Consider the following 10,901-nt stretch of genomic DNA (forward strand, 5'->3'; position numbering starts at 1 on the left):
CTCCCCCTCTCCCTTGTCTCCCCCCTCTCCCCCCAATCCCCAATCCCCCTCAATCAGCGATCGCCCAACGCACATAGGGACGATCTGTAACTGTATCAGCAAAGAGAATTTCTTGGTAAGGTGCTTGGAGATCGCGCAAATTCACCCGAAAGTAAAGTTTACCTTCACGAAACTCAAAATTATACACATTCGGAGCCTCAGATTGAGCTTGGGCGATACAATCCAAATAGCGATCGCTTAAGTTACTTTGATATTCGACAAATTTATCTTCTTCGACAGCTAATTTTGTTTGATTAGCAAAAGGTTGAGTTTCTGCGACAACTAGATGATCCGCTCCACCTTCATAAGGTAACAAAAAGCTATAAACTCCCACAGTTTCCGGACAAGTTCCCGATTGTCTTTCCAAAAGTATAGTTATATTAGGCTCGGCGGGCGGTCCAGGTGGTGTTTCTCTTTCCAATTCCGGCGAAGCTTGAGCAATTGGGGTAGAATCGGAATTTTTTATCTCCGCACAAGCTACTCCTAGCGCTAATAAAGGCAATAAAGCAAGAATTTTAAGTGAATTAGTCAAAACTTTCATTGAACTAGCTATAAACGTAAATATGTGGCTAACAGTAATCAAGACTAGGAATCAATTTCCTCTGTTCCAGAATTTTCAACGACAAAACCCGGCGATCGCAACGACCAACTACCAACTGATAACTGATATACAGTCAGTTTCTCAAAAGTGAGTCAAAATAAGAACTTGAAACTCTATCGGTAGAAAACTATCTGCCAAGAATCCTCACCAATGCAACCCCGAATTATTGTCTCTGGTTTAGGTAGTACAGGGTATAAAATATTTTGCTTGCTCAGACAGCAAGGCGCAAATGTCATGGGAATTAGCGATCGCCCGATGGCGGGAATACGCTCAGAACAATTAGTAATTGGCGATATGCGCTCTGTTTCTACTTTAATGGCAGCAGGCATTAAAGAAGCACACACCCTGGTATTAGCTCACAGCGACGATGCTCTCAATCTAGCTATTCTCACCCAAGCGCGAGTGCTTAATCCACGCATTCGCATCATTAATCGGTTATACAATTATACCCTCGGCTCTCGCTTGGATCGAACCCTGCCGGATCACGTAAGTATGAGCGTTTCTGCACTCGCTGCGCCGATTTTTGCCTTTGCAGCAATGGGAAATCAAGCGATCGGACAATTACGTCTATTTAATCAAACTTGGCCGATCCATGAAGAAATTATCTACGAAAATCATCCTTGGTTGGGAAAACCGATAAGCGAGCTTTGGGAAGATATCTCGCGGATGTTAATCTATTACTTACCCAAACATGGCGAAGAAGATTTAGTCACCGCAGTAGTTTCCGGAAGAGTATTAGAAGCAGGCGATCGCTTAATTATCGGAACAAAGCCAAATGTCCGTAACCGCCGCCGCAATCGCTTGTGGAAAATGCTCAAAGCCCTAACTAATTTACGACAATTTCAGCGTCACGCTCGTCCAGTTGCTTTGGTGACATTGGCACTACTGTTTACTATTTTAGTGGCAACAATCACCTACATTTGTGTTAACTACAATACTTCCCCTGTCGATGCTCTTTACTTTTCCGTAGGGATGATTACTGGAGCTGGAGGTAAAGAAGAAGTAGCTGAGTCTGCCCCTGATAGTATCAAACTTTTCACCGCCATTATGATGATTATTGGTGCGGGAGTGATTGGCATCTGCTATGCTTTGATCAACGATTTTATTCTCGGTAGTCGTCTAAAACAATTTTGGGATGCAGCAAGAATACCCAATCGCAACCATTATGTCGTTTGTGGACTCGGTGGTGTGGGAATGGAAATCGTTCAGCAACTGGTTAACCAAGGACGAGAAGTTGTCGTCATTGAAAGCGATCCTAACAACCGTTTTATTCACAGCGCTCGTTCCCTTTGCGTTCCTGTCATCATCGAAGATGCTAGTTTATCAAGTAGCTTACAAGCTGCTAACCTCCCCAAAGCAGAAGCACTACTAGCAGTGACGAGCAATGACATGGTAAATGTCGAAATTGCTTTGTGTGCGCGAGCGATCGTTCCTAAGTTACCAGTAATTGTCCGCAATCAAGACGCACAATTTTCCAGCGCAGCACAAGAAGTCTTTGAATTTGAAACGGTACTTTGTCCCACGGAAATTGCTGCTCCTTCTTTTGCAGCCGCAGCTTTAGGAGGAAGAATTTTAGGTAACGGTATTACCGAGCATTTGCTTTGGGTCGCTTTGGCAACGATAATTACTCCCAACCATCCTTTTTGTGGGAAAAATATCAAAGAAGCGGCAATGCAAGCCGATTTTGTCCCACTGTACCTGGAAACTAAACATGAGACAATTCACGGCTGGAGTTTATTGGATACTTGTCTCAAACCAGGAGAAATACTTTATCTGACCATGCCAGCAATGAAATTAGAACAACTGTGGCGAACTGTCAATACTGACTCTGAATTAATTATCAGTGCTTAAACCTTGTTGTGCCAACAACTGAGCCGCCCAAGCTGCATCTGCTTCTAACAAAGCTGGTGCTGGCTCTTTCGTATAATCGACAACGAGATCGTAGCTGCCGCGATCGTATGCTTGATGTAATAACTCTTGTAAATTAATCTTTGGCTCTGGATCTTCTCCTGCTAATGGTAAAGGGAAAATTGGAATTTCAGATTGTAAGTTAAACGCATACAAATCGGCACTTGGGCGGGTTTGACTCCGACTTACTAAAATACGATAATCAGTTTTGATTCCTTTACTATCCATCGGCATTTCTTTCCCACCGCGCAGTAAATCTATCTCAATCAAATGAGTTGAACTACCCAAGATTTTTTGCCGTTTCCTTTCATATTGATTTCTCCCTTCTCCCGCTCGTTTATTTTTCGGAGACAAAATTTCAATTACTGTAATAACTTTACCACTGCCCACTGCTCGTACTTCTAAATACCATTCTTTCACAGTTTCGGGTAAGGGAATAGTTACTGTTACGGGTTGCGTTGGAGGTGCAGCCACAGCCACGTTAGTTTGACTAGATTTACTCGATTTAGTGGTTGTTTCCGCAGTTTGAATAATCACATCATCAGGAATACCTACTAGCACTGAATTATCATCTTTATTTTCATAAACTCGCTCTTCAATTGCCGCTCGATATTGAGGACGTAATTGAGGATTAATTACATCAGCAATTGCTACAATTAACCATTTGTGTATTCCTTGCCAAATTCCGGGTTGCTCTAAATAAGGATTCATTCCTGGGAATGGTAAAGGCATATTTTTATCTTCCTAAAATTAGTTTCAAGCTTAACAATTATTTTAAATGTTTTGATAATTATCGTAAACCTTGTTTCTGTAACAAATCATTAGCCCAAACTGAATATTCTGCGGATAAAGAGGGTACAGGTGGGCGACTATAATCTATTCTTAAATCGAAACTGCCCAAGTCGTACACTTCATCAACTAGCTTTGATAATTCTACCACTGGTTCTACATCTTCTGAACGCAAAGGTAAGGGAAATGAAGGTATTTTTTCTGGTAAATTGAAAGCATACAAGTCAGCGTTAGGGCGAGTGTTACTCCGACTAATGAGAATTCGATAATCACTTGCTACTTCTGTGCCATAAAAAGGTAAATAACGTCCTTGACGAAGTAAATCTATTTCTACTAAATTAGTTAAACTTGCGAAAATTTTTTGGCGTTTGGTTTCATATTTTTGACGACCTTCACCAGAAGCTTTATTTTTGGGAGAAAGAATTTCAATGGTTGTAATAACTTGTCTTGTGGCAACTTCTCTTATTTCTAAATAAGCTTCTTTTTGCGTTAAAGTTAAAGGAACTTTTACAGTTATTGGTTTTGTCGTCGGATTAACAACTGCCAGATTTGAATTAATTGATTTATTTGTTTGAGTTTGGATTACTAAATCATCGGAAATGCCAATAAGTGTCGATTCTTCGCCACTCGTTTCATAAATTCTTTCTTCTACAGCAATATAGTATTTAGGGCGTAATTTACTACTCAGAGAATTAGCCAAATTATTAATTAGTCGATTATGAACATCTGACCAAGTTGCCGGATTTTCTAAATAAGGATTCATTCCTGGAAATGGTGAAGGCACAATTTTTTCTCCTAGTAATTAAATCACTTAAATTGGTAATTGATAAACCACAAAAGTTTGAGACACTTTTGTGGTTTTGAATTTACGCAGTTTCCATCCAATTAAGTAATTCTTGCATTTTTTGCTGCATTGTTGCTGTATCAGCGTGGTAGCGGCGACCGTGACCCGGTAATACCCATTCAAAGCTATAATTAGCTAGCTCGTGCATTGATTTGACTAATACTGACCAAGAATACCAGCAATGATTGCGAAAAGCGATTAATTGCTGAAGATGATCTGACCAAGCTAGATGATCGCCTGTAAAGAGGAATTTATCCTGGTAAAGTAGGACAGTGTGACCTTTGGTGTGACCGGGAACGGGGATAATTAATAAATCTGGTGCTATTTTAACCGGATCTAGTCCTTGAAGTTGAATTTCGATGTCCTGAGTTTGAGAGGAAATTTCGTCTTGATGGAGGATGCGATCGCAGTTAAAATGTTCTCTGAATTTGCGATGATCGGCAATGTCATCTCGATGAGTTAAGTACATATACTTTACCCCTCCCATCCTTTCGAGTTGTTTTACCAGGGGTGGCGTAAAACGAGGAGAATCCACTAAAATGTTACCTTCAGAGCGTTGAATTAAGTAACTCGCTGCACCAAAAGAACTTTCTGAATGATAACCGCAATGATAGACGTTCTCGGCGATTAAAATTGGTATACTTGTCTGGGCTGCTTTGATATCTTTTGGTTTGTCTACTGTACCGATAGATGCAGTTGGACAAGATAAAAGCGCTTGCAAGGCACGTAAACGCTCTTTTTCCGATTCTGGTTGATGATATACTGCTGATTGTCCCTCCTGTCGATTAAATACTTCTGGTGTCATCCAACGACAGGTATCGCAGTCGATGCAGGTACTATCGACGTAAAAATTCCCCGCAATATTTTGGGGGCGTTTTTTCTCTTGGGTAGCCATATTGTCAAGTAAAAGATACAAAAATTAATTCTTACGCACTATATTTGCGTAGTCTTAGATATTCATTTTAGCTCTGATACCAGAATCCAACCTTTTCCTTAAGAGATAGAAAGATCTTAGTCAAATTCCTGACAAATGACAGTGGTGCGCTCGTACAGATTAATAATAGTTTGATTTATTCGTCGAGTAATCTCAAATTCTTGTAATTAACCAATAATTGAAAATCAGCATTTCACTCAATCTCCAATTATCTGTTATCAGTTAGTAATTGGTAGTCGTTGTCTTACTCCCTACTATATTGCGCTTCAAGCCCGGTCAAAAAAATATAAACTTTTGTAACAAAATCGTTGTTTAGATATGGAAATGACCCAATACAACCTTATATAGGTAAAATATTAAGGCTTATACTACAGTCTTGTCAAGCCCTAATTTTCCGTCGCCTTATTGACTTTATTTTTCAATAAGCAAGAAATTTTTAGTATAGAGTGATACAAATATCATTGGTGTATTAATTTTAGCCACTTTTAAGTTACAAAGATAATACAAAATCCAGAGATTGTCTAAATTTTCCCTCCGACCGTATCAATTAACAGTACAATTTTTGTGGATTGTTGATAGCTCATTTTTAATGAATAACAGGTAACTAGAATGACTCGTTTTTATCGGCTAATGGGGCAAGAAAAACTTTCGCCTCCAGAAGCTTTGCGAGAAGCACAATTGGAGATGCAAAAGAAAACCCAATGGACGGAGCCTTTCTCTTGGGCAGCATTTACTTGGCAAGGGTAGTGGGAGGCAATGAATAAACAATATTTAATGATACCAGACCAATTTCTTTTAAGAGTTAGAGTATTTTATCGGTACTTTCGTGTAGCTCAACTTGATTATTGCTAGAGCAAGATGATTACTCTGGCAATAATCCCTAGATTTCTGAACAAATCAGCCGTTAAGCTTTTCATTATTTTGTAGAGGCATTGTAGACAACATCGACAAATAATATCTAAATATCTAGACAAATTTTTTCTTGCTTACTTCCCACCTCACAAATCCTCAATTTCCAATCCCTCATCCCCTCAACCTAAACCAATATCCAGAAACGTCATTACTGCAAACCCTGCCATAATACCTAGAGTACCTTCTTGTTCGCGTCCATATTGATGAGATTCGGGGATAATATCATCACTAATAACAAATAGCATTGCGCCCGCAGCAAAAGACATCGCCCAAGGTAAAATACTTTGAGCAATTGTTACTACTCCTGCGCCAATTAAACCACCAATGGGCTCAACTAAACCAGTTAAAAGAGAAATTCCTAGAGCAGAAAAAATGCTATAATCATGCCCAACTAAAGATAAAGCTACGACTAAACCTTCAGGAAGATTTTGCAAACCGATACCAATAGCTAAAGGTATTCCTTGGGAAAAATCACCGCTACCAAAGTTCACTCCCACTGCTAAACCTTCAGGAAAATTGTGCATGGTAATAGCAAAAATAAACAACCAAATTCGCCTTAATTTAGCACCTTTTTTACCTTCTTGACGATGAAAAAAGTGCTCGTGGGGTAAAAAATGGTGAGTTAACTTTAAAAAAGCACCACCCAAAATTACTCCAAAAACAATTATTCCCGCAGCCCCAAGTTGAGAAGCTCCTTGGGCGATCGCGGCATCTTTTCCTGGTACAATTAAGGAAAAGGCGGTGGCTGCTAACATGACACCACCACCAAAGCCTAACATTGCTCCTTGGGCGCGTTTGATATATCCTAATGGTAAGATTACGGGTAAAGCGCCGATAAATGTTGCTAATCCCGCGATCGCACTGGCAATTACTCCTGCTAAAATCGGATTCATCAGCTTAATTAGTTAAGATTTTTGGTTAGCCAATCAACGATAAGCTGATTAACTTGCTCTGGTTTCTCATCGTGAGGACAATGACCTGCATTCGGAATCGAGTAAAATTGGACATTATCTCTAGTTTCTGCTAATTTTCGGTAAATTGTCGCAGCTTTAATTGGCGTCCAAGGATCGTCTTCTCCCCAGATTACCAGCAAAGGTGATAAACATTTTGGTAAAATTTCTCTGGGTTTGGGTCCGGGAGGTGCAGTTAAAACTGAAGCAAAGACTTTTTCTGCGCCGAGATCGCAACTGGGATGGTAAAGTAAGTCTACCAGTTCGTCAGTAATTGCCTCCCGAGAGCGGTAAACTTGTGTTAAGGTGCGGCGAATGCGATGTTTCTGACGAATGCGATCGAAGATAAATTTTCCGGTAATTGGCGAACTTACAAGTTTCGTAAATGTTCCCATTACTAATCTTAAAGGCAAAGCTAACTCGTCGGGACGATGATTTAGTCCACCCGCACAGTTAATTAAAATTCCACCCGCCGCAATTTCTGGATATGCTGAGATTACCATTAAACTCAGCAACCCACCAATTGAATTACCAACAAATACCGTCGGTTGCTGGATTTTTTCCTGGCAAAAATCTTTAATTTGCTCTTGCCATAATTCTACAGTATAGTCGAGGGTAGGTTTATCCGAACCACCAAATCCGAGCAAATCCAAAGCAAATACTTGATATCCTGCTGCGGCTAACACCGGAATATTTTTCCGCCAGTGTCCGATAGATGCGCCAAAACCATGTATCAGTAACAACGGCTGTCCGCTTCCCATCACTGCATACTGGATTTTATGACTATTCCAGATCCAGGTGTTTTTGTCAAGAGTATTTTTAACTATTGTTTCCTTAGCAGTCACGAGTCGATTGTTAAAATTTGTAGAGTATTTTGTCTATTTTGACTACTCCCCTCCCTCCGCGTTGCTAAAGGGAGGGGATTCACAAGTAGTTCTCTTTCCTCTTGCAGGCACAGTCAAGTTGCCTCTAGACGCTCAATATGTTGACATATAGCCGCATATATTGCGCTTACTTTTTTGAGTTTTATGCTTTCAAACATCCATCACTCAGCTAGTTTAGTACGCTCCTCGCTCTGAAGAAAGCTGGCAGTGGTTTAGTCATACTGCCGTTAGAGCCAATCTAACCGTTGTTTCTTACTTACCGGGTTTTCGACCTACTAGAGCGAAGAATCACGTAGATTTTCGTTTTACTCGCTATCAACTATTGTACTAACTTTCTAGTTTCTTTTCAATCAAAGTCGCCGTAGAACAGCGAGGCTTTAAACCCATTTTTTTTGGTAAAGCCAAAAAGACGATCGCCGACGAGAAAAACGCGATCGCTCTTTGAATCTCACACTCATCAAGATCAAGCAGAGACGTTGCACCCAACGTCTCTACAGAGGTTTCGAGAATGCTATTTCTCTAAATTAATTGACTGAGAGCTAATATCCCCTTGACAAATTTCAATTAATTTGCTGATATTTTGCGGCGAAAGAGTGAGTTTGACATCAATTTGTTGCTGCTTGTCTCGCAACAAAATAATACGCTTTTCCCCAATCGAAGTCCCGACAATCAAAGGATCTTGGAGATCGATTGTCTGAAATTGGACAGTAGCTAATCCGATTCTGACAACCACTTGTTTTTGAGATTGAGGATAGATATAAAGTTTTTGGGTATCGGCGTCAAATTCTAGTTTTTCGGGGGTTAAGTTACGTTCCACATCCGAGTCTTGTTTATACCAAAAAACCGTAATCCCGCGAATTTGCGGTTTTTCAACAACGAACTTTTCATCAAACCTTTGCGGTTCCCAGTTAATATTGCTGACGTTAACATTTTCGCCAATTAAACGTTGGGCGAGAGTAACTTCTTTACCATCAAGAGAAGCCCACCACTCTTGAATAGTAGCAAGGTGATGGGGGTTATTGGGGTTAGTGCTATTGGTAGCCCAAGTAATTTTAGTCATCATGCGATCGCTCTCCACTCTAGACTATCGTTTCCAGGATAGGCTCTCGAAGCGGAAAATTGACCAACTGTTCTAGAATGGATCGAAGTAGAAATAATTTACATTTGTTTAAACTATGTCAGTCCTGGCGGCGATCGCAGTCCTGGCGCTTTTGATCGTAGTGCATGAATTGGGTCACTTTACGGCAGCGCGTTTACAAAACATTCACGTTAATCGTTTTTCCATAGGTTTCGGACCTGTATTAGTAAAATACCAAGGACCAGAAACCGAATATGCTATTAGAGCCTTTCCTTTAGGGGGATACGTCGCATTTCCTGACGACGATCCTGATAGCGACATTCCACCAGACGACCCCAATTTATTGCGTAACCGTCCCATTTTAGATCGGGCGATTGTCATTAGCGCTGGGGTAATTGCTAACTTAATTTTTGCTTACTTTCTTTTAGTCGGTCAAGCTGTCACCGTTGGTTTTCCCGATTATACTTTTGAGCCGGGAGTTTTAGTTCCCCAAGTAATTGCAGAACAAGCTTCCCCAGCCCAAGAAGCGGGAATCAAATCTGGAGACGTGGTTTTAGCCGTAGACTCCCAAGAATTAGCCGCATCAAGAGATGCAGTAAAAATCTTGATGGAGGAAATTCAACAATCTCCCAACCAACCTTTGCAACTTAAAGTTAAGCGAGGTGAAGAAACTTTAAATCTGACGGTGACACCAAAACCAGATGAAAGCGGTCAAGGTAAAATTGGCGTGATGCTCGCCCCGAATGGTCAATTAGTCCGCAATCGCCCCGATAACATTATTGCTGCTTTTGCGGATAGCGCCCAAGAGTACCAAAGAATTACGCTGCTTACCTTCCAAGGTTTCGGACAACTAATTAGTAATTTCTCGGAAACCGCCTCGCAAGTCGCAGGTCCAGTAAAAATCGTTGAAATTGGTGCAACGGTTGCTCGTTCTAATCTCGCAGGTTTGTTTCAATTTGCAGCTTTGATTAGTATTAACCTGGCGATTATTAATATTTTGCCCCTTCCTGCCTTAGATGGAGGTCAATTGGCTTTTTTACTCATCGAAGGAGTGCGCGGTAAACCTTTACCCACAAAAATTCAAGATGGAATTATGCAAACTGGGTTAATGTTACTGCTTGGTTTGGGTATTTTCCTAATCGTGCGCGATACTGCTAATTTGCAAGTGTTTCAGGAATTATTTCAGTAAACAACCTCGCCCATTAGGGTCGAGGCTTTTAGTAGCCCTGGAATTATTGAGCAAGCCAATAACTCCGAACCTCCAGGCTGGTTTACAGAACAGCCCCAAATAGCAATTACTCTAGAAGCATTCAAATCAGCGTCCCCGTGGTGCTGACATTGAGAATTAGGACACCGGAAAGACTTACCACCACGAATACCCAGATGCAGGCATTTATGGCAGGTCTGGGAGGTGTAGGCAGGAGGAATTGCGATAATCTCCACGCCCTCTTTGATTCCTTTGTATTCTAGGAAACTCCGCAATTGATAAAAAGCCCAGGAGTTTGATCGTCTTCTCTCGGTCTTATTTCTGGGCTTTTTGTTTGTTCGTTCGCGAATTCCCGTTAAATCCTCAATCGCCACCAACTTTTGCAGTTGTTTAGCTTCAGTAATAATTGCCTTGCTGATATTGTGGTTAAGCCATGCCTGAAATCTTTTCTCCCGTCCCGATAGCCGTTTCAAAACCTGCCGACATCTTCGGCGGGTTGACCTTGTGCCTTGGGACGCTTTCTTTTGGAGTGAAGTTCGTACACGGCTGAATTTATCTCTTTTGTGTTGAATACTTTTTCCTGACCAAGATTGTCCGCTACTGGTTACAGCAATCTCCCTCCTTCCGAAATCCACTCCGATTGCACTATCAGATTTTGTCGGTTCTGGTACATTATCTTTGAGTTGGATATGGACATACCAATTCCCATCTCGATGCAAGCACACTTGAGCAGAAGTAGGATTTTTCCCTTTGAG

General features: G+C 41.0%; 12 protein-coding genes. 3 read left to right on the forward strand and 9 right to left on the reverse strand.

Annotation, left to right across the window (positions count from 1 at the left end):
• Positions 1–49: 49 nt before the first annotated feature.
• Positions 50–580, reverse strand: a complete 531-nt coding sequence (locus G3T18_RS01435; RefSeq protein ID WP_224408729.1) for a hypothetical protein — start codon at positions 578–580, stop codon at positions 50–52.
• 210 nt (positions 581–790) lie between these two features.
• On the opposite strand from G3T18_RS01435, the gene G3T18_RS01440 reads away from it, so the two are divergent.
• The gene (locus tag G3T18_RS01440; RefSeq protein ID WP_224408730.1) at positions 791–2,491 is read left to right on the forward strand and encodes a potassium channel family protein; all 1,701 of its coding nucleotides are present in this window, start codon (positions 791–793) and stop codon (positions 2,489–2,491) included.
• On the opposite strand, the gene G3T18_RS01445 is transcribed toward G3T18_RS01440, so the two are convergent.
• From G3T18_RS01445 to G3T18_RS01455, 3 genes are all read right to left on the reverse strand, one after another.
• Complete coding sequence (locus G3T18_RS01445; protein WP_224408731.1) at positions 2,474–3,280, reverse strand: DUF4058 family protein; 807 nt, start codon at positions 3,278–3,280, stop codon at positions 2,474–2,476. The genes G3T18_RS01440 and G3T18_RS01445 overlap by 18 nt on opposite strands.
• Before the next feature lie 58 nt (positions 3,281–3,338).
• Entirely contained in the window at positions 3,339–4,121 is a 783-nt protein-coding gene (locus G3T18_RS01450; RefSeq protein ID WP_224408732.1) for a DUF4058 family protein, read from the reverse strand.
• Between the two features lie 82 nt (positions 4,122–4,203).
• Positions 4,204–5,076, reverse strand: coding sequence for an MBL fold metallo-hydrolase (locus G3T18_RS01455; protein ID WP_224408733.1), 873 nt, complete (start codon positions 5,074–5,076; stop codon positions 4,204–4,206).
• Between the two features lie 648 nt (positions 5,077–5,724).
• On the opposite strand from G3T18_RS01455, the gene G3T18_RS01460 reads away from it, so the two are divergent.
• A complete protein-coding gene (locus G3T18_RS01460; protein WP_224408734.1) occupies positions 5,725–5,862 on the forward strand; it encodes a CHAT domain-containing protein in 138 nt (45 codons plus the stop codon).
• A gap of 284 nt (positions 5,863–6,146) precedes the next feature.
• On the opposite strand, the gene G3T18_RS01465 is transcribed toward G3T18_RS01460, so the two are convergent.
• From G3T18_RS01465 to G3T18_RS01480, 4 genes are all read right to left on the reverse strand, one after another.
• Positions 6,147–6,920 (reverse strand): ZIP family metal transporter, encoded by a 774-nt coding sequence (locus tag G3T18_RS01465; RefSeq protein ID WP_224408735.1) that lies wholly within the window; start codon positions 6,918–6,920, stop codon positions 6,147–6,149.
• Between the two features lie 8 nt (positions 6,921–6,928).
• Positions 6,929–7,822, reverse strand: a complete 894-nt coding sequence (locus G3T18_RS01470) for an alpha/beta fold hydrolase (protein WP_224408736.1) — start codon at positions 7,820–7,822, stop codon at positions 6,929–6,931.
• A 366-nt stretch (positions 7,823–8,188) separates the two neighbouring features.
• Positions 8,189–8,347, reverse strand: a complete 159-nt coding sequence (locus G3T18_RS01475; RefSeq protein ID WP_224408737.1) for a hypothetical protein — start codon at positions 8,345–8,347, stop codon at positions 8,189–8,191.
• Between the two features lie 25 nt (positions 8,348–8,372).
• Entirely contained in the window at positions 8,373–8,924 is a 552-nt protein-coding gene (locus G3T18_RS01480) for a hypothetical protein (RefSeq protein WP_224408738.1), read from the reverse strand.
• Positions 8,925–9,036: 112 nt separating this feature from the next.
• On the opposite strand from G3T18_RS01480, the gene rseP reads away from it, so the two are divergent.
• Positions 9,037–10,128: an RIP metalloprotease RseP gene (gene rseP, locus G3T18_RS01485; protein WP_224408739.1), complete on the forward strand. Its 1,092-nt coding sequence runs from the start codon at positions 9,037–9,039 to the stop codon at positions 10,126–10,128.
• Here rseP and G3T18_RS01490 read toward each other — a convergent pair.
• Positions 10,122–10,901: RNA-guided endonuclease InsQ/TnpB family protein (locus G3T18_RS01490; protein ID WP_224408740.1), on the reverse strand; the 780-nt coding region annotated here is incomplete at its 5' end. The genes rseP and G3T18_RS01490 overlap by 7 nt on opposite strands.

The organism is Oscillatoria salina IIICB1 (assembly GCF_020144665.1).
GTDB lineage: Bacteria > Cyanobacteriota > Cyanobacteriia > Cyanobacteriales > SIO1D9 > IIICB1.

Coding starts and splice junctions, on each gene's coding strand:
- G3T18_RS01435 (WP_224408729.1), bottom strand. CDS start 580: ATGAAAGTTTTGACTAATTCACTTAAAATTCTTGCTTTATTGCCTTTA.
- G3T18_RS01440 (WP_224408730.1), top strand. CDS start 791: ATGCAACCCCGAATTATTGTCTCTGGTTTAGGTAGTACAGGGTATAAA.
- G3T18_RS01445 (WP_224408731.1), bottom strand. CDS start 3,280: ATGCCTTTACCATTCCCAGGAATGAATCCTTATTTAGAGCAACCCGGA.
- G3T18_RS01455 (WP_224408733.1), bottom strand. CDS start 5,076: ATGGCTACCCAAGAGAAAAAACGCCCCCAAAATATTGCGGGGAATTTT.
- G3T18_RS01460 (WP_224408734.1), top strand. CDS start 5,725: ATGACTCGTTTTTATCGGCTAATGGGGCAAGAAAAACTTTCGCCTCCA.
- G3T18_RS01465 (WP_224408735.1), bottom strand. CDS start 6,920: ATGAATCCGATTTTAGCAGGAGTAATTGCCAGTGCGATCGCGGGATTA.
- G3T18_RS01480 (WP_224408738.1), bottom strand. CDS start 8,924: ATGATGACTAAAATTACTTGGGCTACCAATAGCACTAACCCCAATAAC.
- rseP (WP_224408739.1), top strand. CDS start 9,037: ATGTCAGTCCTGGCGGCGATCGCAGTCCTGGCGCTTTTGATCGTAGTG.